20 protein-coding genes are annotated in these 23,523 nt (G+C 64.0%); 4 read left to right on the top strand and 16 right to left on the bottom strand.

From position 1 onward, the window contains the following. Nucleotides 1-54: 54 nt before the first annotated feature. From glpK to ACFUOZ_RS03025, 3 genes are all read right to left on the bottom strand, one after another. Complete coding sequence (glpK, locus tag ACFUOZ_RS03015; RefSeq protein WP_377544628.1) at nt 55-1,569, bottom strand: glycerol kinase GlpK; 1,515 nt, start codon at nt 1,567-1,569, stop codon at nt 55-57. Between the two features lie 79 nt (nt 1,570-1,648). Further along, entirely contained in the window at nt 1,649-2,401 is a 753-nt protein-coding gene (locus ACFUOZ_RS03020; RefSeq protein WP_377544631.1) for an MIP/aquaporin family protein, read from the bottom strand. A gap of 168 nt (nt 2,402-2,569) precedes the next feature. Then, nucleotides 2,570-4,354: a glycerol-3-phosphate dehydrogenase/oxidase gene (locus tag ACFUOZ_RS03025; protein WP_377544634.1), complete on the bottom strand. Its 1,785-nt coding sequence runs from the start codon at nt 4,352-4,354 to the stop codon at nt 2,570-2,572. 122 nt (nt 4,355-4,476) lie between these two features. On the opposite strand from ACFUOZ_RS03025, the gene ACFUOZ_RS03030 reads away from it, so the two are divergent. From ACFUOZ_RS03030 to ACFUOZ_RS03045, 4 genes are read left to right on the top strand one after another with little or no spacing between them, the layout of a single operon-like run. Continuing rightward, nucleotides 4,477-5,439 carry a sugar-binding transcriptional regulator gene (locus ACFUOZ_RS03030; RefSeq protein ID WP_377544637.1) on the top strand — a complete coding sequence of 321 codons (963 nt, stop codon included), beginning with the start codon at nt 4,477-4,479 and terminating at the stop codon, nt 5,437-5,439. Nucleotides 5,440-5,473: 34 nt separating this feature from the next. Next, entirely contained in the window at nt 5,474-6,355 is an 882-nt protein-coding gene (locus ACFUOZ_RS03035; protein ID WP_377544640.1) for an aldo/keto reductase, read from the top strand. Between the two features lie 9 nt (nt 6,356-6,364). Further along, the gene (locus ACFUOZ_RS03040; protein WP_377544643.1) at nt 6,365-7,309 is read left to right on the top strand and encodes an alpha/beta fold hydrolase; all 945 of its coding nucleotides are present in this window, start codon (nt 6,365-6,367) and stop codon (nt 7,307-7,309) included. Next, nucleotides 7,306-8,388: a glycosyltransferase family 4 protein gene (locus tag ACFUOZ_RS03045; RefSeq protein ID WP_377544646.1), complete on the top strand. Its 1,083-nt coding sequence runs from the start codon at nt 7,306-7,308 to the stop codon at nt 8,386-8,388. Before ACFUOZ_RS03040 ends, ACFUOZ_RS03045 begins: the two co-directional genes overlap by 4 nt. An 11-nt stretch (nt 8,389-8,399) precedes the next feature. On the opposite strand, the gene ACFUOZ_RS03050 is transcribed toward ACFUOZ_RS03045, so the two are convergent. The 13 genes from ACFUOZ_RS03050 to pyrR all read right to left on the bottom strand — a co-directional run bounded on the left by ACFUOZ_RS03050 (nt 8,400) and on the right by pyrR (nt 23,420). Beyond that, a complete protein-coding gene (locus ACFUOZ_RS03050) occupies nt 8,400-10,505 on the bottom strand; it encodes a primosomal protein N' (protein ID WP_377544649.1) in 2,106 nt (701 codons plus the stop codon). A gap of 163 nt (nt 10,506-10,668) precedes the next feature. Continuing rightward, nucleotides 10,669-11,898 (bottom strand): methionine adenosyltransferase, encoded by a 1,230-nt coding sequence (gene metK / locus ACFUOZ_RS03055; RefSeq protein WP_262275106.1) that lies wholly within the window; start codon nt 11,896-11,898, stop codon nt 10,669-10,671. 76 nt (nt 11,899-11,974) lie between these two features. Then, on the bottom strand, nt 11,975-13,234 hold the full coding sequence (coaBC, locus tag ACFUOZ_RS03060; protein ID WP_377544653.1) for a bifunctional phosphopantothenoylcysteine decarboxylase/phosphopantothenate--cysteine ligase CoaBC: 1,260 nt from the start codon (nt 13,232-13,234) through the stop codon (nt 11,975-11,977). A 27-nt stretch (nt 13,235-13,261) separates the two neighbouring features. Beyond that, complete coding sequence (rpoZ, locus tag ACFUOZ_RS03065; protein ID WP_017197559.1) at nt 13,262-13,522, bottom strand: DNA-directed RNA polymerase subunit omega; 261 nt, start codon at nt 13,520-13,522, stop codon at nt 13,262-13,264. Between the two features lie 38 nt (nt 13,523-13,560). Next, nucleotides 13,561-14,133 (bottom strand): guanylate kinase, encoded by a 573-nt coding sequence (gene gmk, locus ACFUOZ_RS03070; protein ID WP_144658923.1) that lies wholly within the window; start codon nt 14,131-14,133, stop codon nt 13,561-13,563. Nucleotides 14,134-14,154: 21 nt separating this feature from the next. Next, nucleotides 14,155-14,481 (bottom strand): integration host factor, actinobacterial type, encoded by a 327-nt coding sequence (gene mihF, locus ACFUOZ_RS03075; RefSeq protein ID WP_363931824.1) that lies wholly within the window; start codon nt 14,479-14,481, stop codon nt 14,155-14,157. Between the two features lie 91 nt (nt 14,482-14,572). After that, entirely contained in the window at nt 14,573-15,439 is an 867-nt protein-coding gene (pyrF, locus tag ACFUOZ_RS03080) for an orotidine-5'-phosphate decarboxylase (protein WP_377544657.1), read from the bottom strand. Then, nucleotides 15,432-18,740 carry a carbamoyl-phosphate synthase large subunit gene (gene carB / locus ACFUOZ_RS03085; protein ID WP_377544659.1) on the bottom strand — a complete coding sequence of 1,103 codons (3,309 nt, stop codon included), beginning with the start codon at nt 18,738-18,740 and terminating at the stop codon, nt 15,432-15,434. The genes pyrF and carB overlap by 8 nt, the downstream gene beginning before the upstream one ends. Continuing rightward, nucleotides 18,740-19,984, bottom strand: a complete 1,245-nt coding sequence (gene carA, locus ACFUOZ_RS03090; protein WP_262275111.1) for a glutamine-hydrolyzing carbamoyl-phosphate synthase small subunit — start codon at nt 19,982-19,984, stop codon at nt 18,740-18,742. The genes carB and carA overlap by 1 nt, the downstream gene beginning before the upstream one ends. Further along, the gene (locus tag ACFUOZ_RS03095) at nt 19,965-20,486 is read right to left on the bottom strand and encodes a hypothetical protein (RefSeq protein ID WP_377544662.1); all 522 of its coding nucleotides are present in this window, start codon (nt 20,484-20,486) and stop codon (nt 19,965-19,967) included. Before ACFUOZ_RS03095 ends, carA begins: the two co-directional genes overlap by 20 nt. After that, a complete protein-coding gene (locus ACFUOZ_RS03100; RefSeq protein ID WP_377544664.1) occupies nt 20,486-21,811 on the bottom strand; it encodes a dihydroorotase in 1,326 nt (441 codons plus the stop codon). The genes ACFUOZ_RS03095 and ACFUOZ_RS03100 overlap by 1 nt, the downstream gene beginning before the upstream one ends. Next, nucleotides 21,811-22,839 (bottom strand): aspartate carbamoyltransferase catalytic subunit, encoded by a 1,029-nt coding sequence (locus ACFUOZ_RS03105; protein ID WP_377544666.1) that lies wholly within the window; start codon nt 22,837-22,839, stop codon nt 21,811-21,813. The genes ACFUOZ_RS03100 and ACFUOZ_RS03105 overlap by 1 nt, the downstream gene beginning before the upstream one ends. Continuing rightward, complete coding sequence (gene pyrR, locus ACFUOZ_RS03110; protein WP_377544668.1) at nt 22,836-23,420, bottom strand: bifunctional pyr operon transcriptional regulator/uracil phosphoribosyltransferase PyrR; 585 nt, start codon at nt 23,418-23,420, stop codon at nt 22,836-22,838. The genes ACFUOZ_RS03105 and pyrR overlap by 4 nt, the downstream gene beginning before the upstream one ends. Between the last annotated feature and the right edge of the window lie 103 nt (nt 23,421-23,523).

Genomic DNA, 23,523 nt, shown 5'->3' on the forward strand with positions numbered 1-23,523 from the left:
CGTCCGCGAAGCGGGCGGGGCCCCCATAACGGCTAAGGCGTCGGGTCGCCGACCTTACTTAACGTCCTCGTCGACCCAGTCCATGGACTTGGTCACTGCCTTCTTCCAGAGGCGCAGCTGGCGTTCCTGCTCTTCAGCCGGCAACTGCGGCTCCCAGCGCTTGTCCTCGTTCCAGTTGGCGCTGAGCTCGCCCAGGTCCTTCCAGAATCCGACAGCCAGGCCAGCCGCGTAGGCAGCACCCAAAGCCGTGGTTTCCACGACCTTCGGGCGGACCACGGGCACACCGAGGATGTCGGCCTGGAACTGCATCAGTGCCTCATTGGCGACCATGCCGCCGTCGACCTTCAACTCGGTGAGCGGAACGCCCGAGTCGGCGTTGACGGCGTCAAGTACCTCGCGGGTCTGGAAAGCGGTGGCTTCCAGGGCGGCGCGGGCGATGTGGCCCTTGTTGGCGAACCGCGTGAGGCCCACGATTGCGCCGCGTGCGTCGGCGCGCCAGTACGGGGCGAAGAGGCCGGAGAAGGCGGGGACGATGTAGACGCCACCGTTGTCTTCCACTGCAGCGGCCAGTTGCTCGACCTCCGGGGCTGAACTGATCATGCCCAGGTTGTCGCGCAGCCACTGGATGAGCGAACCCGTCACGGCAATGGAGCCTTCAAGGGCGTAGTGCGGCTTCTCGTCTCCCAGCTTGTAGCCGAGGGTGGTGAGGAGGCCGTTCTTGGAGTGGACGATTTCCTCGCCGGTGTTGAAGATCAGGAAGCAGCCGGTGCCGTAGGTGTTCTTCGCTTCGCCGGGCTGGAAAGCGGCCTGGCCGAAGGTTGCGGCCTGCTGGTCACCGAGGATGCCCGCAACGGGGGTCTCACGCAGGAGCTGCGAGGTGTGGACCTGGCCGTAGACCTCGGACGAGGACTTTATGGTGGGCATCATGGACGCCGGAACACCAAAGATGTCCAGGATTTCCTGGTCCCATTGCAGGGTTTCAAGGTCCATGAAAAGGGTGCGCGAAGCGTTGGTGACGTCGGTGACGTGCACGCCGCCGTCGACACCGCCGGTCAGGTTCCAGAGGACCCAGGCGTCGGTGTTGCCGAAGATGAGGTCGCCCGCTTCGGCTTTCTCGCGCGCACCGTCAACGTTGTCCAGTATCCACTTGATCTTGGTGCCGGAGAAGTAGGTGGCCAGCGGAAGGCCCACCTTCTGTTTGAAGCGCTCAAGGCCTCCGTCCTGCGCCAACTGGTCGACGATCGGCTGCGTGCGGGTGTCCTGCCACACAATGGCGTTGTAGACAGCCTCGCCGGTGTTCTTGTCCCACACCACGGCTGTTTCGCGCTGGTTGGTAATACCGACGGCGGCAATATCGTGCCGTGTCAGGTTCGCCTTTGACAGTGCCGAGGCAATGACCTCCCGGGTGTTGTTCCAGATTTTCGCCGGGTTGTGTTCAACCCAACCGGCCTGGGGGAAGATCTGCTCGTGTTCCATCTGGCCGGTGGAGACAATGTTGCCCGAGTGGTCGAAAACGATGGCTCGCGAGCTGGTGGTGCCCTGGTCAATGGCGATGACGTATTGGTTCATTGTGACGTCCTTGTCTGTTCTTGTTGGTTACTCGGTGGGTTCTGTTGCGTGCGGATAAGAACGGTTGTTGCAGGCGGGGTCAGCCGGCAAGTGCAGGCATGATGCCCGGTACCAAAAGGCCAACAAGCCCGGCCAAGGCGCCACCGACCAGGGGTCCTGCAACCGGAACCCAGGAGTAGGCCCAGTCGCTGGAGCCCTTGCCCTTGATGGGAAGGATGGCGTGTGCGATGCGCGGACCGAGGTCACGTGCGGGGTTGATGGCGTAGCCGGTCGGCCCACCGAGGGACACACCGATACCGACGACGAGCAGTGCTACGGCCAGCGGACCGAGTCCCGAGGGGGTTCCGCCAAAGGTCAGGATGACGAAGACCAGGACGAAGGTGCCGATGATTTCGGTGATCAGGTTCCACGGAGTTGAGCGGATGGCCGGTCCGGTGGAGAAGGTGCCCAGCTTGTTTGCTGCCAGGGGCTCTTCATCGAAGTGCTGCTTGTAGGCGAGCCAGCAAACCACAGCGCCCAGGAACGCACCGAGGAGTTCACCACCGAAATACGTCAGGGTCGAGCCGAAGGTGACCGCTACGTCCGGCGCGTACTCGCCCTTGCCGTTGACCAGCAGGCCCAAGGTGACTGCCGGGTTAAGGTGTGCACCGGACTTGGCGGCCACGAAAACGCCCGCGAAGACCGCAATGCCCCAGCCCCACGTCACCATCAAGAATCCAGCGTTGTTGCCCTTGGTGCCTTTGAGCGCAACGTTGGCCACAACACCGCAACCCAGCAGGGTCAGCATCATGGTTCCGAATACTTCGGAAAGGAAAACTATTCCAAGAGACATCTTTGACTCCTCTATTTTCTGTTGTCAGCCTCTTCGCGGGTGAAGAGGCTGTTGGGACGGCTCCGTTGTCTCCGGAGCCGTCCCGGTGTGGTGGTCCCCAGTCGGGCCCACCTACCCCCATTCCGTCCCTGCCGCACAGTGGGACGGTCAAGCTGTTTGGGTGCCGGCCTAGGCTACGAGGCTGTGCACGTCAACCTTGTGGAACCGTTGGAGTACCTCCTGGGCGTGGCGGATTTCGGCTTCACGGGTTGCTGCGTCCCAACCAAGCGGCTCGGACAGGGCTGCGGCGATCTCGTTGAGCAATTCGCCGGTCACGAGGCCGCGGAACGCCAGGGACGTCCTGCGGATGAGGACATCGACCAGGTGTCCGATCTGCTCGTGTTCGGCCATGAAGGCCAGTTCACGAACACTGAGTTCGCGGGTTGACCGGAGCGGCTGGTCCTGGCCGGCGTTGAGGTATTCGATGACGGCTTCGGCCCGGGTTCCGTATCGGGTCAACAGGACGGCAACACGGTCAGCGTCCAGGCCCGGTCCCATGTGCTTCTTGATCCATTCCTGTTCGCCCTGTTCGGTATCCGGGAAGCCAGCGCCGCCGCCGATGGCGAGTTTCGCCGTCGAGACTTTGCGCTCCATGCCCAGTTCGCGCAGGACGTCGTTGGTCATGTGTTCTGCCAAGGCGCGGAATGTTGTCCACTTGCCGCCCACCAGGCTCAGTACGACGGCGTCCTTGCCGCCTGGCGTTGTCACGGCGTCTTTTCCGGTGCGTACGTTGCGCTCGATGCGGTAGTCGCGGGAGACGAATCCGGGCTGGGTCTCATCGTGCCGCGGCAATGGACGAACACCGGCAAAGCTATAGACGATCTGGTCCCTCTCCACCTTGATCGTGGGGAAGACGTGGCCCACCAGGTCGAAGAAGTAGTCGATTTCTTCTTCGGTGCAGACGGCGTCCTCGGACATGTCGGCGTCCACGTCGGTGGTACCCACCAGGACGCGGTCACCCATCGGGTAGATCAGCACGATGCGGCCGTCTGTGTGTTCAAAGAAGATCTCGCGGCCGTTGCAGGCGGCAAGCAGTTCGGGGTGGTCAAGGACAATGTGGGAGCCCTTGGTGCCGCCCATGAACCGGCTGGCAGCCCCCATGGCCTGGTTGGTGAGATCCACCCAAGCACCTGTGGTGTTGACGATAACGTCGGCCTGGAAGTCGAATTCCTTGCCGGTCAGTTCGTCGCGCAGGCGGACTCCGTCTGTCCCCATGGAGACGAGGGAGACGTAGTTGCTGGCACGGGCGCTTCCTCCTGGAAGGCCGCCGCCAAGGCCTGCCTTCTCGCCGTCCTGCAGGACGTCCAGGGTCAGTCGCTCCGGGTTGTGCACGGAGGCATCAAAGTAGGTTGCTGCGTATTTGATGCCGGAGTGCAACTTGGGCAGTTCGGCAAGGGCGCGGGTGCGTCCCCGGAACTGGTGGCGGGGAACACTTCCGCCGTCGCGGGAGAAGAAGTCGTACATGCTCAGGCCCACCTTGATGAGGAACGCACCGCGCTCCTTGGGCTTGCCCTGCTTGTGGGTCAGGAAGCGCGTCGGGGCAGAAAGGATTCCCGAGAAAGTACTGAAGATCGGAATGGTGGTCTGGAGCGGCTTCACGTAGTGAGGGGCAATCCGGAGCAGCCTGTTGCGCTCAACAACGGATTCCTGGACGAGGCGGAATTCGCCGTTTTCGAGGTAGCGGATGCCGCCGTGGATCATGTGCGACGACGCACCGCTGGCCCCTTGGCAGTAGTCGCCGCGTTCAACGAGCGCTACGTCGACGCCTTGCAGTGCGAGGTCCCGGAAGGTTCCGACACCATTGATGCCACCGCCGATGATGAGTACCTTCGCCGTCGGACGCTCCTGAAGTGCGACGACGGAGTCACGCTGCTGTGAGTGCTGTGAGGTACCGGAAATCCTGTTGTGTCCCAAAACTGCTCCCTTGGGCTTGGTTCGTGCGCTGCGCCACTCGCTGCTGCACCGTTCACCACTAATCTTGCGAAGGTGGAAAATGGAGTCAAGCTATTTGCACAAACGTGCAGGAAGGAAATGAGATGGCACGATCACGTCACTCGGACGCACTCCGGGCTGCACAAATGTATTACTTGCAGGACCTGACCATGGATGCGATCGCCCGCGAGCTGCGGACGTCCCGCTCAACAGTCTCAAGGCTCCTCTCCTCCGCCCGCGAAACGGGCCTGGTCCAGGTCCAGATCCGCAGTCCATTCGATACCGGACCGGAGCTGGAAAGCCAGATCCGGAGCCAGTACGGGGTGGATGTCCACGTGGTCCCGGTACTGGACACGCTCAACGAAGCCGAGACCCTGGACCGCGTGGCCATGCAGGCTGCACGGACCATTGGCCCGCTGGTGGACTCGAACGCCATCATCGGCGTGGCCTGGGGCGCCACCCTCAGCGCCGTCAGCCGGCACCTCACCAGGAAGGTCACCCACGACAGCATCGTGGTCCAGCTCAACGGCGCCGGAAACATGCAAACCACGGGCATCACATATGCCAGCGACATCATGCGCCGATTCGGCAGCGCCTACGGTGCACGGGTGGAACAGTTCCCCGTGCCCGCATTTTTCGACCACGCCGCCACGAAGACCGCCATGTGGAATGAGCGCAGCGTTCAACGGATCCTGGACTTGCAGGCCCGCATGAGCATTGCCATTTTCGGTGTGGGATCAGTCGACTCCGACTACCCGAGCCATGTGTATGCTGGCGGTTACCTTGATGAACACGACCTCACCATGCTGGCCGCGGACGACGTCGTGGGCGATGTTGCAACAGTTTTTTTCCGCGGTGATGGATCCTCGGACGGCATCACCTTGAACGAACGCTCAACAGGACCAAGCCATGAGCAACTCCGGCAAGTCCGCCGGCGCATCTGCGTGGTCTCCGGCGCGTCAAAAATCAATGGACTTCAGGGCGCGCTGGCTGCCGGCCTGGCCACGGACCTGATTTTGGATGAGGCCTCAGCACGACGCCTCGTGAGTTTCAACGGGCACTCCTGAAGTATTCGTGCAAGGAATGGGTAGAGTCGTTGCTATGAGATCCCCCAGCCCGCTGGCCTTGAACAATGGCGTCACCATGGAACGCCTGGGATTCGGCCTCTACAAAGTCCCGCCCAAGGACGCCGATGTCCTGGTCTCCACCGCGTTGGGCGAGGGTTACCGGCGGTTCGACACTGCGGCCATGTACGGCAACGAAGTAGGAGTGGGGCGCGCCCTGGGCGGCGCCATCGGAGACGCGGCACGCTACAACAGCGACACGGGCGGCTCCGGAGAGTCCCTCCACACCCTCGCCCGCGAGGACTTGTTCGTCACCACCAAGGTCTGGAACGAGGACCACGGCTACGATTCCACGCTCCGCGCCTTCGATACCTCCATATCCAACCTTGGGCTCGATTACGTGGACCTTTATCTCATTCACTGGCCTTGCGCCGACCGGGGACTCTTTGTCGAAACGTACAAGGCAATGGAGACCCTTTACAGGGAGGGCAAGGTCCGGGCAATCGGGGTGTCCAACTTCCAGCCGGGGCATTTGGACGAACTCATGCAGAAGGCCGAAGTTGTCCCCGCAGTCAACCAGATCGAGTTGCACCCCTGGCTGCAGCAGGGCCGTTTGCGGCTCCTGCACCAGCAGCTGGGCATCGCCACGGAGGCATGGAGTCCCCTCGGCAGGGGCCAGGTGCTGGCGGACCCTGCCATCGTCGCCCTGGCCGGAAAATACAACCGCACTCCCGCGCAAATCATCCTGCGCTGGCACCTGCAGCTGGGCAACCTGGTCATTCCCAAAGCCAGCTCGGCAGCCAGGATCAAGGAAAACCACGAAGTCTTCGATTTCGAACTCGACGCGGCTGACATGGACGGTATCGCCGGACTCGAACGCCATCATCGAACCGGGTCGCACCCGGACAATGTGAAGTAGGACTACCGAATGGACTCAGTGGACACCGGGCGCTCCCCCAACGGCGCACAGGCCCCCAGCCAATATTTCAGCAAGGAGTTGCGGCCCCGGACCCGCGCCTCCGAAGTCGACGTCGACGGAAGCACCGTGGCGTACTGGATCTATGAGCCGGTATCCACAACGCCGGCAACCCGCACCATCCTGGTCATCCATGGCTTCAGGGGTGACCACCACGGCTTGTTGCGGGTGGCGGACCAGCTTCCCGAAATGCGGATCATCATGCCCGACCTTCCCGCCTTCGGAAGTTCGGAACCCTTCGTTGGCGAAGAACACACCGTGGAACGGTACGGGGACTTCATTGCCGCTTTCATGGCCGCGTTGGACCTTGGCCCCAAGACCGTGCTGCTCGGCCATTCCTTCGGCTCGATCGTCGCGAGCCACTTTGCCGCGGCGCACCCGGGGGCGGTTTACCCGCTGGTCCTGATCAACCCCATCGCAGCACCGGCCCTGGAGGGCCCCAAGGGCATCATGACCAAACTCGCTGTCCTGTACTACCAGGCATCAGCGAAGCTCCCCCGCCGCTTCGGCCTGGCCGTCCTGCGAAACCGCGCGATCGTCCGGGTCATGAGCATCACCATGGCCAAGACCAAGGATAAGGAACTGCGCCGTTTCATCCACGGCCAACATGATGCCTATTTCAGCGCGTTCGCTGACCGGAAAAGCCTGCTCGAATCCTTCAAGGCCTCCGTCTCCGGGAACGTAGCGGACGTCGCGGAGCAACTGCACCTGCCGGTGCTGCTGGTTGCCGGCGAAAAAGACGAGATCGCCACCCTCCCCAGCCAGCACAAACTCATGGAGCGCCTGCCGGATGCAACGCTGGAAGTCATTCCCGGCGTCGGGCATTTGATCCACTACGAAACCCCGGTCCCCGCAGCAGTGGCGATCCGTGCCTTCCTGGAGGAACACCCCGCGTGAAAATTGTCATCGACGCCCGCTTTACCCGAACGGACCACCACGATGGCATCAGCCGCTACGGTTCCAGCCTCATAGCCGCTACATCGAAAATCGCCGACGTCACAATGCTCATCAGCGACAAGCGGCAGCTTGCCCTGTTGCCCGACATGCCTTACGTGCTGATCAACAGCCCCCTCTCTCCCTTGGAGCTGTTCGTGGCCCGCAAGGTCAACCCCCTGGGCGCGGACGTCGTCGTGTGCCCCATGCAGACCATGGGTACGCTCGGGCGCAAGTACGGACTGGTACTGACCCTCCACGACCTCATCTACTACGAGCACCCGGCTCCCCCGGGGTTCTTGCCCGCTCCCGTGCGCGTCCTGTGGCGGCTCTACCACAAGGCATACTGGCCGCAGCGGCTGTTGTTGAACCGGGCCGACATCGTGGCCACCATCAGCCACACCACCGAAGCCCTGATGGCCAAATACAGGCTGACCAAACGGCCCGTACGGATCGTGGGCAATGCTCCCCAACCAGGTCAGACACCGCGCGACGCCACAGCCGGCGCTGATAAGACGTTGCTGTATATGGGCTCGTTCATGCCCTACAAGAACGTGGAAACCATGATCCGCGGCATGGCCGGTTTGCAGGACTACACCTTGCACCTTTTGAGCCGTATCACTCCGGAGCGCAAGGCGGAACTGCAGGCCCTGGTACCGGAAGGTGCCAAGGTCATCTTCCACAACGGCGTCACTGACGCCGAGTACGACGCCCTCCTGCTCCGCGCAACCGCACTCATCAGCCTTTCCCGCGCGGAAGGATACGGCCTGCCCTTGGTGGAGGCCATGGCATTGGGAACTCCTGTGATTGCCAGTGACATCCCCATCTTCAGGGAAGTCGGCGGCGACGCCGTCAGCTATGTTGATCCGGGCTCGCCGACGGACTTCGCCGCTGCCGTGAACGCCCTCGGAAACGACGCCCTGTGGCAGCAGCGCTCACGGAATTCAGTAGAGCGTGCCGCCGCGTTCAACTGGGACGATTCGGCACGGCAACTGTTGGCTGCTGCTGAGGAAGTGGTGGCCCTGCGGCAGCGCAGGGCCTGAGGCGCCCGGCGCTAGAGGACGTCCACCCCGTCAAGACGGAGTTGGACAGGTCCTGCCGTACGTTTGGCCGCGCTGGCCGCCTTGACTGCACGCATGGCCTTGGTCGCCTCCGCAGCGTCAGCGTAGGGGATGAAGTAGAGCATGCGGACGTCCGCTTCGTCGTGCCCCGGGACTCCTGATGATGTGCCACTGAACAGCTGCACGGGCGCCGGCCCGGCCTTGCGTAGCTGCCCGGCCAAGGAGGCGCTGGCCCCGAACGCCTCAGCAAAATGCCCGACGTCGGCCCGGGTACCTGTCACGGAGGCGACACGGACCGCCGGCGGCAGCTGGAGCTCTTTACGCAGATCCAACTCGCGCGACGCGTAACCCGCCGCGTCCCACCGCAAGAGGGCGCCCGTCGCGGCGGTATCGTCCGCCGTGATGACCACCAAGCCACCCTGGCTGGCGGGCTTCACCAGGGAAGCGGCGTTGAACCACCGACGCACAGTGTCCTCGCCGGCCCGGAGGTTCTCGCGCCGAAGCAAGGAATTGCCATCCAACAACAAAGCTGCCGCGTAACCCTGTGGCGCCACCGGTTCAGCACCTACCGTCGCCACCACCAGCGCGGAAGCATCCGGCACGCTTGCTTTGACGTGGTCGCCGGATGACGTCACGACAGCCTTGCCTGGAAACGCCCGGCCAAGCTCCTCCGCCGTCCTCATGGCACCGACAGCACCCCTGCGCAGCCTGGTGCCGCTGCAGTGCGAGCAACGCCAGTGGGGTGCCGGCGTGGAGCACCAACGGCAAGCAGGAATCGAAGAGCTGCTGGAAACGGCCAGCGGTCCCTGGCAGTTGTTGCACCGGGCAAGCTCCCGGCACGTCTCACACACCAACGACGGCGCGTAACCGGCGCGGGCAACCTGCACCAGTACCGGGCCACGTTCCAGCCCTTCCTTCGCGGCACGCCAGGCGGCTCCCGGCAAGCGCGCGATGCGTGCCAAGGGATCGCGTTCCTGTTCGAAACTGTCAGCGGTATTCAGGACGCGGGGCACGGTGTCACGGACAGTGCTTCGTGGTGCTTCCACCGGCACAGCCCATTGCAGCTCCACCAGCCGCTGGAGTTCGGTGCTCCGGCTGTGCGAGGCCATCAGGCATGCGGCATTCTCCTGCTCCGACCGCAAAAGCAGGACCTCGCGGGTATGCGCGTAGGGCGCCCGTTGTTCAATGTGAAGATCGTCGCCGTCGTCCCAGCACACCACCAGTCCAAGGTCCTTGACCGGCGCAAAAGCTGCGGAACGGGTACCTACGGCTACCCGCGCGGAACCATTCAAGAGCCGCAGGAAGTTGCGGTACCGGGGCGTCTGGCCGTCATCGGCGGTCAGGCGGGCGACGTCGGACGGAGGCAGGACCGCTGCCAGCGCCGCCTCCACGCGGTCAAGATCCCGGTAATCAGGGACCACAACGATCGCACCGCGGCCCGAGGATCTGACAGTTGCCACTGCGGCGGCCACCAGGGCAGGCCAACCATCAGGCCCGAATCCTTGCAGGGCGGTCAGAACGGCCTTGGGTGAACCGCCGCTGGCCAGGTGTTGCAGAAACGGCGTGCCGTTGGTGTAGCGGCTCCAAGCCCGGGCATCAAAAGCCGGCATCCCATCCGCCCCTGCTTCCGGGGCACTGGGGTCAAGATCCCCGCCCAGCAATTCCTTCTCCACTTTGGCAACCCGTGGAGGGATCGCCGAGCGCAGGACATCGCTCAAGGTTCCCGCGTAGCGAGCAGCGACATTGCCGGCAAGCCGGGCAACGTCCGGCGTCAGAACCGCCACCGGGGAAACTACCTTGTGCAGGGGCGTCAACGGTGATGCTGCGTCCGAGGCATCGAGCCGGTCCAGGATGTACCCGCCAAGTTCCTGGCCGTTGAATTTCACCTTGACGCGGACGCCGGGAGCCGCTTCCTCAGCCAGTTCAGTGGGGACACTGTAGTCAAAGGGCCTGTCCAGGTGGGGCAGCGGTGACTCCAGGACCACACGGGCTACAGGAAGGTGCTTGGCCAGGGGCGGCCCCTGAACAGGAGGCCGGTCCGGGAACCCCTGCAGCAACGATGGCTGAAGCAATGACGGCTGGGCCTCATGGCCTGCCATAACCTTCACCTCCAGCTCTTCGTACGCCCACTGCCGTGCACAGGACTATCTACCGCATCAACGCAGATGCCCGCAGCGGGATTGACCAACTGCGGGCATCTCTCTGGCTAAAGCCAATCACGAACCACCGACAAAACAACTTCGTGGCGTATCGCGGGTGGAATCAGGCGTTGAAGTATTCCTTCAGGTCCGCCACCCGGTCCAGCCGCTCCCAGGTGAAGTCGGGCTCGTCCCGTCCGAAGTGCCCGTGGGCGGCCGTCTTGGCGTAAATGGGGCGCTTGAGGTCCAGGGCGTCGATGATGGCGCGGGGCCGGAGATCGAAGAGTTCATCGATGGCCTCGCTGATGCGGGCAGGGTCGACCGTCTCCGTGCCAAAGGTCTCAACGTACGTACCGACGGGGCGTGCCTGGCCGATGGCGTAGGCAATCTGGATTTCGGCGCGCTTGGCAAGGCCCGCTGCCACTACGTTCTTTGCAACCCACCGCATGGCGTACGCCGCAGAGCGGTCAACCTTCGACGGATCCTTGCCGGAAAACGCTCCACCACCGTGGCGGGAGAATCCGCCGTAGGTGTCCACGATGATCTTGCGGCCGGTCAGTCCAGCGTCACCTACCGGTCCTCCGATGACGAAGGCACCAGCAGGGTTCAGGATGTTGGCCGTACGCGAGAGGTCCAGGTTCGATGCCGCAAGAACGGGATCGATGACATGGCTTGCGAGGTCGGCGCGGAGCTGTTCCAGGCTCGCTTCCTCTGCGTGCTGGCTGGAGATGACAACCGTTTCCACGGAAACCGGCCGGTCGCCGTCGTACCCTACCGTGACCTGGGTCTTGCCGTCGGGCCGCAGGTACGCGAGTTCGCCGTTCTTGCGGACTTCGGTGAGGCGCTCAGAAAGCCGGTGTGCCAGCCAGATCGGCGTGGGCATGTAGGAAGCCGTTTCATCACTGGCATAGCCGAACATGATGCCCTGATCGCCGGCACCCTGGAGGTCGTAGTCGTCTTCCTGGCGTCCCTCGCGGGCCTCCAGCGAGTTGAAGACGCCGCCTGCGATGTCGTTGGATTGCTGGCCGATGGAGACCGAAACGCCGCAGCGGGCGCCATCGAATCCGTTGGCGGACGAGTCATAGCCGATGCCGAGGATGGTCTCGCGGACAATTTGCGGAATTTCGACGTAGGCGTCGGTGGTGACCTCACCGGCAACGTGCACCAAACCGGTGGTGGCCATGGTCTCAACGGCCACGCGCGACTCAGGGTCCGCGGCGAGCAGCGCGTCAAGAATGGAGTCGCTGATTTGGTCGCAGATCTTGTCCGGGTGCCCTTCGGTCACCGACTCGGAAGTGAAGAGCCGGAGCTTGGACGGGGTGCCATGGTGTTCATGGTGCAGCGGTAAAGTCACTCGACCACCTTACTGGGTTGCGGGATCACAGCATCCGCCGTGTGTCCCTTTGCTAAGAATTCAGGGATGGGCTCGGTCACATGGCCGGGAAGACCCGCGCGAGTTCTGCACCCACGCGATCGACCACCGCGGCAGCGACGTCAGCCTTGGAACCGGCAGCGGACTGCGGTTCAGCGCCATGGCCTGAGAGGATGACCACGGAGTTCTCGTCCTGCCCAAAGACCTGCCCGACTCCCACCTGGTTGACAACAAGCAGATCGCAGCCCTTGCGCTTGAGCTTTGCCGTTGCGTGCTCCAGGACATCGCCCTGGGCGTCTCCGGTTTCGGCCGCGAAGCCAACAATCAACTGCTGGCCACCGGCGGCGTTTCGCCGTTCCACCAGCTCATGCAGGATGTCCGGGTTCCGGACCAGGCGCACCAGCGGTGCGTCCTCGCCGTCGACCTTCTTGATTTTCGTATCCGAAACCTCTGCCGGACGGAAGTCCGCGACGGCCGCGGCCATAATGACGACGTCGGAATCGGCCGCCGCTTTCAGCGCTGCCTCGCGCAGTTCCAAAGCTGACTCAACGCGGACAAGCTCGACGCCGGCGGGCGGCTCGACGTCCATGTGCGCGGCCAGGAACCGCACGGTGGCTCCGGCAGCCAGCGCAGCACTGGCCAGGGCAGCGCCCTGCTTGCCGGAGGATCGGTTGCCGAGGAACCGGACCGGGTCCAGGGCCTCCCTGGTTCCACCGGCCGAAATCGTGACCGTCCTGCCCGCAAGCGATGCGTGCCGGGGCGAAGGCACTGGACTATCCGCGGTGGTCCCGGCAGCGTCCGCCAACGCGATGGCGGCGGCAAAGATGGCTTCCGGCTCGGGCAGGCGGCCCGGACCGGAATCGGCGCCGGTAAGCCGTCCGGATGCCGGTTCGAGGACCGTCACACCGCGGCTGCGCAGCGTTTCCACGTTGGCCTGCGTTGCTGCGTGCTGCCACATCTCAGTGTGCATGGCGGGCGCGAAAAGCACCGGGCCGTGGGCCATCAGCAAGGTGTTGGTCAGGAGGTCATTTGCCTGGCCGGTGGCAGCCCTCGCCAGGAGGTCGGCAGTAGCTGGAGCAATAACGATCAGATCAGCCTGGTGCCCAAGACGGACATGGTTGACCTTGTCGACATCGTCAAAGACGCTGTTGCTTACCGGATTGCCCGAGAGTGCTTCCCACGTGGCGACCCCGACAAAGCGGGTAGCTGCCTCCGTGGGGATCACCGTGACCTGGTGGCCGGCTTCAGTAAAAAGCCGGAGGAGCGATGCGACCTTGTAGGCTGCAATCCCTCCCCCGACTCCGAGGACTATGCGCACGTGACCTCCGTCAACAGGCAGTCTGCTTTATTCTGCGGGCTCGATCGGCGTGGAGACCAGCAGGCCTTCGTTGATCTCGCGCAGGGCGATCGAGAGCGACTTCTCGTTCAGCTTGGTGTCAACCAACGGACCGACGTACTCGAACAGGCCCTCGTGCAGCTGGGCGTAGTAAGCGTTGATCTGGCGGGCACGCTTGGCGCCGAAGATCACCAGGCCGTACTTGGAATCGGCAGCCTCAAGCAGCGAATCGATCGGCGGGTTGATGATGCCTTCAAGGTTCGTGGACACGAATTCTCCAAATTCTAGCGGGCCAACAAACAGGCGCTTTAGCGCCCGTGCGGGGTAAGCCCCATGAGTGAAACAAGCTCGTCCGCTGCCCGGCGAACGTCGTCATTGATGACGGTGTGGTCAAACTCCGGTTCAGCAGCAAGTTCCAGTTTAGCGGTTTCCAGCCGACGCTGCTGTTCTTCGGCAGTTTCGGTGCCGCGGCCAACCAGCCGGCGGACCATTTCGTCCCAGCTGGGCGGGGCCAGGAAGACAAAGTTCGCATCGGGGACGGCGGCCTTGACCTGCCGCGCACCCTGAAGGTCGATCTCAAGCAGGACGGACTTTCCCTCGGCGATAGCGGCTTCGACCGTGCTGCGAAGAGTGCCATAGCGGTTCTGGCCGTGGACCACGGCCCACTCCAGCAATTGACCGTCCGCTACCAGGGCATCGAACTCTTCGGCGGACTTGAAGAAGTAGTGGACCCCATCCTTCTCACCCGGACGGGCGGCCCTGGTGGTGGCCGACACCGAAAGCCAAACCTCTGGATAGTTGTCCCTGATGTAGGTGGATACGGTTCCCTTGCCAACGGCAGTAGGGCCGGCAAGGACGGTCAGTCCAGGATTCTTGCTCACGGATTCCTTCGGGGAAATGCGTTAAACGCTTTGTTGGGTATCCATAAAATCTACCAGCGCTTGAGCCTGGTGAATTCCCAACCCCCTGATCCGCCGGGATCCGGCGATTCCGATATCCGCCATGATCCCTGCGGCCCGGACCGGGCCGATACCCGGCAACGCCTCCAGCAGCTCCACTACCCGCATGCGGGCGATAGCCTCGTCTGTTGCACCCGAGGAGATCAACTCCGCTATGCTCACTTCCCCGCGCTTTAGCTTCTCCTTGGCTGCGGCCCGTACGGCCCGGGCCTTCGCGGCCTTTTCCAACGCATCGGCACGTTCTTGCGGTGTCAGCTCTTTAAGGCCCACTGCCGAACCCCTGTCAGATCGAGTTTGCGATGCACATCACGCAACTGATCCTGAACCTACCTCCAGGGGGTCAGTTGCGCAATGAGTTGAGTCAACGAAGCCCGGCCAGAGTCTCCTCAGCTGCGGAACGCAACGCCGCGACAGTGGGGCCGGCAGACAGGATGCCGCGGCTGGAAGTCGCCAGGACAGCCGGGTACGCGGACCCGAAAGTCGCACGAAGATCTGCGGGCGTGGCACCCTGCGCACCCAGCCCGGGAGCCAGGATCGCTCCGCGTACCGGGCCAAGATCGATGTCCAGCTCCGTCAACGCGGAGCCGATGGTGGCGCCCACAACCAAGCCAACTGATCCCAAGGACCCTTCGTAGCGCTCATTCTCTGCAGCGGCCTCGGCCACGATCCGTCGCGCTACGGAGTCAGCGCCTCCGACGTGCTGGACGCTCTTGCCCTCCGGGTTGGACGTCAGGGCGAGCACAAACACTCCCCTGCCGTACTGGGCGGCAAGCTCCAAGGCCGGACGCAGCGACTCAAAGCCGAGGTACGGGCTCAACGTCACGGAATCCGCGGCAAGGGCTGAGCCGTCGCGGAGCCAGGCATCGGCGTAGGCGGCCATCGTGGAACCGATGTCGCCACGCTTTGCGTCCGCGATACTGAGCACTCCGGCTTCCGTCGACGCGGCAAGGGTCCGTTCCAGCACAGCCATACCGGCAGCGCCATGGCGCTCGTACAGGGCCACCTGCGGTTTGACCGCGGCAGCGAGGGAAGCCACAGCCTCCACGACGGTGAGCGAAAAACGCTCCAGCCCGGCGACGTCGTCGTTCAATCCCCAATCCGCCAGCAACTGGGGGTGGGGGTCGATTCCGACGCACAGCGGTCCACGGTCAACCATGGCCGCAGCCAGCCGGGAGCCGAATGACTCCCGGACCGGCTGCGGTTCCTGCGTTGCGGCAGACTCAGGCATTGGCTGCTTCCGTTGCCGCTGCCAGGTTGGCTGCGTGCTCCTGCAAGCTGGTGACCGACCACTCGTAAGTGCGCAGTGCTTCGATGGCCTGGACCGCGGCGTTGAACTCCGCCACGGTGGTGATGCAGGGAATTCCGATCGACGTTGCTGCCGCGCGGAGTTCGTAGCCGTCGCTGCGGGCCTCGCCGCCGGAGGGCGTGTTGAACACCATGTCGATCTCGCCGGCGACGACCAGATCAGCGATCGTGCCTTCTCCTTCGGCACTGCTGCCCTCGGCGACCTTGCGGACCGGGGTTGCCTGGATGCCGTTGCGGCGCAGGACGTCGGCCGTACCACCGGTGGAGACGATCTCGAAGCCGAGGTCGGACAGACGCTTGACGCCCATGATCACCGAGCGCTTGTCACGGTTTGCCACCGAGACGAAGATCTTGCCGCCGGTGGGCAGTGCGTTGTTGGCCCCGGACTGGCTCTTGGCGAAGGCGGTGTCGAAGTGCTTGTCGATGCCCATGACTTCACCGGTCGAGCGCATTTCCGGGCCCAGCAGGGAGTCAACGACCTTGCCCTCCGGTGTGCGGAAGCGGCTGAAGGGCAGCACGGCTTCCTTCACGGCAACCGGTGCGTCCAGCGGAAGGGTGGAACCGTCGCCAATCTCGGGCAGCATCTTGTAGGCGCTGCGGAGCTGGTTGATGGTGACGCCCGTACCGATCAGCGCTGCGGCCTTGGCCATCTGCACGCCGGTTGCCTTGGAGACGAACGGAACCGTCCGGGAGGCACGCGGGTTGGCTTCGAGGACGTACAGGACAGCCGAGGCCAGCGCGAACTGGATGTTGATCAGGCCGCGGACTCCAACACCTTCAGCAATGGCGCGGGTGGCTTCACGGACACGCTCGATCACGTTGTTGCCAAGGGTGATCGGGGGCAGCACGCAGGCGGAGTCACCGGAGTGGATACCGGCTTCTTCGATGTGCTCCATGATGCCGCCGAGGTACATGTCAGTGCCGTCGAAGAGGGCATCGACGTCGATTTCGACGGCGTCCTCCAGGAAGCGGTCGATCAGCACCGGGTGGTCCGGAGTGATTTCCGTGGCATTGGCGATGTAGCGCGACAGGTTGGCTTCGTCGTAGACGATCTCCATGCCGCGGCCACCGAGCACGTAGGACGGGCGGACCAGGACCGGGTAGCCGATCTCGTCGGCGATCTTCTTGGCGTCCTCGAAGGATACGGCGGTGCCGTTCTTCGGGGAGGTCAAGCCGGCCTCATCCAGGACCCGGGCGAAGGCACCGCGGTGTTCGGCGAGGTCGATCGCTTCCGGCGACGTGCCAAGGATCGGCACGCCGGCGTCGGCGAGCTGCTGGGCGAGCTTGAGCGGAGTCTGGCCACCGAGCTGGACGAACACGCCCATGACTCCGCCGGTGCGCTCTTCAGCGGCGATGACCTCGAGGACGTCCTCAAGGGTCAGCGGCTCGAAGTAGAGGCGGGTGGAGACGTCGTAGTCGGTGGAGACAGTTTCCGGGTTGCAGTTGACCATGACGGTCTCGTAACCGGCCTTGCGCAGCGCCATGGAGGCGTGGACGCAGGAGTAGTCGAACTCGATGCCCTGGCCGATGCGGTTGGGGCCCGAGCCAAGGATGATCACGGACGGCTTGGAGTGCAGGCCGACTTCGTCTTCCTCGTCATAGGCCGAGTAGTGGTACGGGGTGTAGGCGGCAAACTCGGCAGCACAGGTGTCCACCGTCTTATAAACGGGCCGGATGCCAAGGGCCTGGCGGACACCGCGGACAACGGCTTCGGAGTTGTGCGTCAGGGCACCGATCTGCTCGTCCGAGAAACCGTGGCGCTTGGCGTTGCGCAGCATGTCCTCGGTAAGGACGCCGGCCTTCCGGATCTCCTGCGCGGTCTCATTGAGCAGTTGCAGCTGGTCCAGGAACCAGGGGTCGATCTTGGTTGCCGCGAAGAGGTCTTCCACGGTTGCGCCACCGAGGAGCGCACGCTGCACCTGGTGCAGGCGGTCCGTTGTGGGTCGCTTGGCCTTCTCGATGAGTTCGGCAACTTCGTACTCGGGCACGGAGCTGAAGTCCAGCTGAGAGCCCTTCTGCTCGAGTGAGCGCAGTGCCTTCTGCAGGGCTTCGGTGAAGTTGCGGCCCATGGCCATCGCTTCGCCCACGGACTTCATGGTGGTGGTCAGCGTGTTGTCGGCCGCCGGGAATTTCTCGAACGCGAAGCGCGGAACCTTGACCACAACGTAGTCCAGGGTCGGCTCGAAGGAGGCCGGGGTCTTCTGGGTGATGTCGTTGGGGATCTCGTCCAAGGTGTAACCCAGGGAGAGCTTGGTGGCGATCTTGGCGATGGCGAAGCCGGTGGCCTTCGATGCCAGCGCGGAGGAACGCGAAACGCGGGGGTTCATCTCGATGACCACCACGCGGCCCGTAGCGGGGTCGATGGCGAACTGGATGTTGCAGCCACCGGTGTCCACGCCGACTTCGCGGATGACGGCGATGGCAACGTCACGCAGCTTCTGGTACTCGCGGTCGGTGAGGGTCAGCGCCGGAGCAACCGTGATGGAGTCACCGGTGTGGACGCCCACGGGATCGAAGTTCTCGATGGAGCAGACAACAACGACGTTGTCGTTCTTGTCGCGCATCATCTCGAGCTCGTATTCCTTCCAGCCAAGGATGCTCTCTTCGAGCAGGACCTCGGTGGTGGGGCTGTACTGAAGACCCTGCCCGACGATGCGGCGCAGATCGTCTTCGTTGTAGGCCAGGCCCGAACCGAGGCCACCCATGGTGAAGGACGGGCGGACAACCATCGGGTAACCGAGGTCCTCAGCGGCCTTGAAAGCCTCATCCATGGTGTGGATGATGTGGCTGCGGGCGGACTCGGCACCACAACGCTCCACGACGCCCTTGAACTTCTCGCGGTCTTCGCCGAGTTCGATGGCAGCGATGTTCGCACCGATCAGCTCGACGTTGTACTTCTCCAGGACGCCGTTCTTGTCCAGGGCAATCGCAGTGTTCAGTGCGGTCTGGCCGCCAAGGGTAGGAAGCACGGCATCCGGACGCTCCTTGGCGATGATCTTCTCGACCACCTCGGGCGTGATCGGCTCGACGTACGTGGCATCGGCGAACTCGGGGTCGGTCATGATCGTGGCCGGGTTGGAGTTGACCAGGATGACCCGAAGGCCCTCCTCTTTCAGGACGCGCAGGGCCTGGGTACCGGAGTAGTCGAACTCAGCCGCCTGGCCGATGACGATGGGACCGGAACCGATGACAAGGACGCTCTTGAGATCTGTACGCTTGGGCATTACTTCTTGTCCTCAGTCTTGGATTCGTTGTTCGTTGCGGGGGCGGCGGCTTTGGCATCGGCCATGAGGTCGATGAACCGGTCGAAGAGGTACGCGGCGTCGTGCGGGCCGGCTGCGGCCTCCGGGTGGTACTGGACCGAGAAGGCAGGGATGTCGAGGCAGGCGAGGCCCTCAACGACGTCGTCGTTCAAGGAAACGTGGCTGACCTCCACGCGGCCGTAGCGCTCCTCCGGCGCCACAGTTGAGCCGTTCAGCGGCGCATCCACGGCGAAGCCGTGGTTCTGGGAGGTGATTTCAACCTTCCCGGTGCGGCGGTCCATCACCGGCTGGTTGATGCCGCGGTGGCCGTAACGGAGCTTGTAGGTGCCAAAGCCCAGTGCACGGCCCAGGATCTGGTTGCCGAAGCAGATACCGAAGTACGGCAGCTTCTCGTCCAGCACCGAACGCAGCAGCGAAACCTGGTGGTCGGCGGTGGCGGGATCGCCAGGACCATTGGACATGAAGAAGCCGTCGGGGTTGACGGCATTGACGTCCTCGAGCGTGGACGTGGCAGGCAGGACGTGCACGCGCACCCCGCGCTCGGCGAAGCGCACGGGAGTCATGGCCTTGATGCCGAGGTCCACCGCGGCGATGGAGAAGCGGGGCTCGCCTTCCCAGCCGTGGTCCTTGGGATCCACGACGTAGGCTTCGTCGATGGAGACTTCCTCGGCCAGGGCCGAGCCTTCCATCGGGGCACTGGCCAGGACGATGTCCAGCAGTTCCTTATCCGATGCCTGTGCGGCCTCGCCGGAGAAGATGCCTGCCCGCATGGTCTTGTGCTCGCGGAGGTGGCGGGTGATGGCACGGGTGTCCACGCCCTGGATGCCGACGATTCCCTGCTCCACCAATTCCTCGTCAAGGCTGCGCTCGGAGCGCCAGTTGGAGGGGCGGCGGGCGGCATCGCGCACGATGTACCCGGCCACCCAGATGCGGCGGGATTCAGCGTCTTCGCTGTTGACGCCGGTATTGCCGATGTGCGGGGCCGTCTGGACGACCAGCTGGCGGGCGTAGGAGGGGTCGGTGATGGTCTCCTGGTAGCCGGTCATGCCGGTGGCGAAGACGGCCTCACCGAGCGCGGTGCCCTGGGCGCCGTAGCTGCGGCCGCGGAACATGCGGCCGTCTTCGAGCACCAGCACTGCTGCTGCGGGGGTGGTTTTGGTGGCTGCGTTACTTTCCGTCACTTTATTACTTTCCACTATCGGCATCTGCCTGAGGGGCTGCGGAGATCAAATTCTGGAGGGCTTCGAGGAGGAGCGTCTTGTCGGCTGAGTGCCTGGACCGGAAACCGGTGTCGAGTTCCCGGTCGCCAAGTCTCCAGCTGATGACCAGGAGTCCGTCCTTTTCGACGAACTTCCCGGCCATGCCGTTGGCTTCACGGGTTTCAACCAGTGCTCGGCGGGGGATGAAGACCGGGGCGGCGCCGTTGCGGTCGAACAACACGCCTTCAGCGTGGATGCTCAGCTCCGCGTTGGTCCGGATACCCAGGCCCTGGACTGCGATGCGGTCCAGCCAGTCGCCGGCCGTCGTGGTGGTCACATACTGGCCATCAGCGACGACGGTGGCCGGGGTCAGCTGCTCCGGCACCCCGGGGAGGCGTTCGACGTCGGCTTGTCGCCTCAGGCGGTTCCGCCACCCCAGCCAGATCATCGCCAGGACGACGACGATCAGCGGCACCGTGATGATCACGGTCAGTGTCTGGTTGTTCATCAGCTGCTGCTGACTACCGGGTGCTTGTAGGGCGTGTTGAGCCGGCCTTCGAGGACTGTGGGGTGGCCCTTGAAGAAGGTTGCCACCACGGATCCGGGCAGCTCCTTGCCCTTGAACGGTGAATTGCGGCCCATGGTTGCCATTTTATGGGGGTCGACGGTCCAACGCGCAGCCGGGTCCACCAGGATGACGTTGGCGGGCTCGCCAACCTCAAGCGGGCGACCCTGGTCAGCTACCCGGCCGATAACGGCGGGAGTGATGGAGGTGACCCTGGCGAAGTCCGCCCACGTCATGAGTCCGGTTTCGATCATGGTTTCCTGGACTACCGACAACGCCGTTTCCAGGCCGGTCATGCCCATCGCCGCCTGCGCCCACTCGCATTCCTTGTGCTCGCTGGGGTGCGGCGCGTGGTCCGTTCCGACGACATCGATGGTGCCGTCGGCCAGTCCTTCGCGCAAAGCCTGGACGTCTGCGTCCGTGCGCAGCGGCGGGTTGACCTTGTACACGGGGTCGTAGCTGCGGACCAGTTCGTCGGTCAGGAGAAGGTGGTGCGGAGTGACCTCGGCAGTGACGTTGATACCGCGGGCTTTCGCCCACCGGACGATTTCCACGGAACCGGCCGTGGAGACATGGCAGACGTGCAACCGGGAACCAACGTGCTGGGCGAGCAGGACATCGCGGGCAATGATGCTTTCCTCGGCCACGGCCGGCCAGCCGGTCAGGCCCAGGACCGCGGAAACCTCTCCTTCGTTCATCTGGGCCCCGGCGGTCAGGCGCGGTTCCTGCGCGTGCTGGGCCACCACGCCGTCGAACGCTTTGACGTATTCCAGCGCACGGCGCATCAGGACGGGATCATGAACGCAGATGCCGTCGTCGGAGAACATCCGGACCTGGGCACGGGAGTCGGCCATGGCGCCGAGCTCTGCGAGCCGCTCGCCGGCAAGCCCCACGGTGACCGCCCCTACCGGACGCACGTCAACCCAGCCGGACGCACGGCCCAGGCTGTGGACCTGCTCGACGACGCCGGCGGTGTCGGCTACAGGGTTGCTGTTGGCCATGGCGTGGACGGCGGTGAAGCCACCCAAGGCAGCGGCGCGGGTACCGGTCTCGACCGTTTCGGCATCCTCGCGGCCCGGTTCACGCAGGTGGGTGTGGACATCCACCATGCCCGGCAGGGCGATGAGGCCCTCGCCGTCGATGACAGTTGCGCCTTCCTCGGAGAGGTCGCTGCCCAAGGCGGCGATGACGCCGTCGCGGATCAGCAGGTCCTGGGCGTCCCCGCCGAGGATCGCGGCCCCGCGGATCAGGTAAGTGTTCTCGGCCATCAGTTGCTCTCCTTGCTCGACGGGCTCGCGAAAGCCGGTATGGCGGTGGTTATCGGGGCTGCCTCGCGGGAGTCCCCGGAGAGCAGCAGGTACAGGGCGGCCATGCGCACGGAAACACCGTTCCGTACCTGGGCCAGAACCGTGGAACGTGGTGAGTCCGCAGCGGCGGAAGAGATCTCCAGGCCGCGGTTCATCGGTCCGGGGTGCATGATGATGGTGTCTTTCATGCCCAGCTCGTCAAGGGATCGGAGGCGGGCGTCGTCGAAGCCCCACCGGCGCGAGTACTCGCGGGTGGAGGGAAAGAACGAGGCATTCATCCGCTCGCCCTGGACGCGAAGCATCATCATCGCGTCGATACCGGCTTCCAGCGTTTCGTCCAGGTTGTAGCTGACCTTGCACGGCCAGTGCTCGACGCCGATGGGCAGCAGGGTGGGCGGCGCCACCAAGGTGACCTCGGCCCCGAGGGTCTTCAGGAGCCACACGTTGGAGCGGGCCACGCGCGAGTGCAGCACGTCGCCGGCGATGGCCACGCGCATGCCCTTCAGGTCCGCCCCCGTGGAAGCGACGCCGTTGAGCTTGGACCAGTGCCTGCGCATGGTGAAGGCGTCAAGAAGCGCCTGGGTGGGGTGTTCGTGCGTGCCGTCTCCTGCGTTGATGACGGCTGCGTCGATCCAATCGGTGGCAGCGAGCCGGTGCGGCGCCCCCGAGGCCCAGTGCCGGATGACGACGGCATCCGCACCCATGGCAGCAAGGGTTTGAGCGGTGTCTTTGAGGGATTCACCCTTGGAGACCGAAGATCCCTTGGCCGCGAAGTTGATGACATCGGCGGACAGTCGCTTGGCTGCGGCTTCAAAGGAAATACGGGTACGCGTGGAGTCCTCGAAGAAGAGGTTCACTACGGTGCGGCCGCGAAGGGCCGGCAGCTTCTTGACCTCGCGCTCCCCCACCGCGGACATTTCCTCCGCCGTGTCCAGGATGCGGATCGCATCTGCTGCGACCAGGTTTTCCGTGGAAAGAAGATGCTTCACTTACCGGCCTCGATAACTACCTCGTTGACGGGAACACCATCGACGGAGTCGGTTTCCTCCAGGTGCACCCGGACTTTTTCCGCCGAGGACGTGGGAAGGTTCTTGCCCACGTGGTCGGCGCGGATGGGGAGCTCGCGGTGGCCCCTGTCCACCAGCACGGCGAGACGGACAATTCGGGGACGGCCGAGGTCAACCAGGGCGTCCAGGGCGGCACGGATGGTGCGCCCGGAGTACAGGACGTCGTCAATCAGCACGACCACCTTATTGTCGATCCCGGAGAGCGGGAGCCGGGTGTGGTGCGGTGGACGCGTGGGCTGGTGCGAGAGATCGTCACGGAACATGGTGACATCCAGCTGGCCGACGATTGACCCGGCGTTTACCGTGGGGTCGGCTGCGGCGATCTTGTTGGCGAGCCGAACGGCCAGTGGGTAGCCGCGGCTGGGAATGCCCAAAAGAACCAAGTCCTGCGAGCCTTTGTTGGCTTCGAGGATCTCGTGGGCGATACGAGTCAGCGCACGATCTATATCCGCCTGGTTGAGGACAACCCGCGACGGCAGGTGCGCAGAAGTGACTTCAGTCATCGCTCGTCTCCCCTTTCCCCGCCTCACGGGACGGAATTAAAAAAGGAATATTTGCTCCTCAAAACTATCACAGCGGGCCAGCGCCCGCCGATCAGGTGGCTGT

It is taken from the genome of Paenarthrobacter sp. NPDC057355 (assembly GCF_042667405.1).
Lineage (GTDB): Bacteria > Actinomycetota > Actinomycetes > Actinomycetales > Micrococcaceae > Arthrobacter.

Excerpts from the sequence above, each read along its gene's own strand:
- ACFUOZ_RS03050 (WP_377544649.1), bottom strand. The coding sequence starts at position 10,505 with ATGGCAGGCCATGAGGCCCAGCCGTCATTGCTTCAGCCATCGTTGCTG.
- ACFUOZ_RS03020 (WP_377544631.1), bottom strand. The coding sequence starts at position 2,401 with ATGTCTCTTGGAATAGTTTTCCTTTCCGAAGTATTCGGAACCATGATG.
- pyrR (WP_377544668.1), bottom strand. The coding sequence starts at position 23,420 with ATGACTGAAGTCACTTCTGCGCACCTGCCGTCGCGGGTTGTCCTCAAC.
- ACFUOZ_RS03040 (WP_377544643.1), top strand. The coding sequence starts at position 6,365 with ATGGACTCAGTGGACACCGGGCGCTCCCCCAACGGCGCACAGGCCCCC.
- ACFUOZ_RS03035 (WP_377544640.1), top strand. The coding sequence starts at position 5,474 with ATGAGATCCCCCAGCCCGCTGGCCTTGAACAATGGCGTCACCATGGAA.
- glpK (WP_377544628.1), bottom strand. The coding sequence starts at position 1,569 with ATGAACCAATACGTCATCGCCATTGACCAGGGCACCACCAGCTCGCGA.
- carB (WP_377544659.1), bottom strand. The coding sequence starts at position 18,740 with ATGCCCAAGCGTACAGATCTCAAGAGCGTCCTTGTCATCGGTTCCGGT.
- ACFUOZ_RS03095 (WP_377544662.1), bottom strand. The coding sequence starts at position 20,486 with ATGAACAACCAGACACTGACCGTGATCATCACGGTGCCGCTGATCGTC.
- ACFUOZ_RS03030 (WP_377544637.1), top strand. The coding sequence starts at position 4,477 with ATGGCACGATCACGTCACTCGGACGCACTCCGGGCTGCACAAATGTAT.
- carA (WP_262275111.1), bottom strand. The coding sequence starts at position 19,984 with ATGCCGATAGTGGAAAGTAATAAAGTGACGGAAAGTAACGCAGCCACC.
- pyrF (WP_377544657.1), bottom strand. The coding sequence starts at position 15,439 with ATGCCTGAGTCTGCCGCAACGCAGGAACCGCAGCCGGTCCGGGAGTCA.
- ACFUOZ_RS03100 (WP_377544664.1), bottom strand. The coding sequence starts at position 21,811 with ATGGCCGAGAACACTTACCTGATCCGCGGGGCCGCGATCCTCGGCGGG.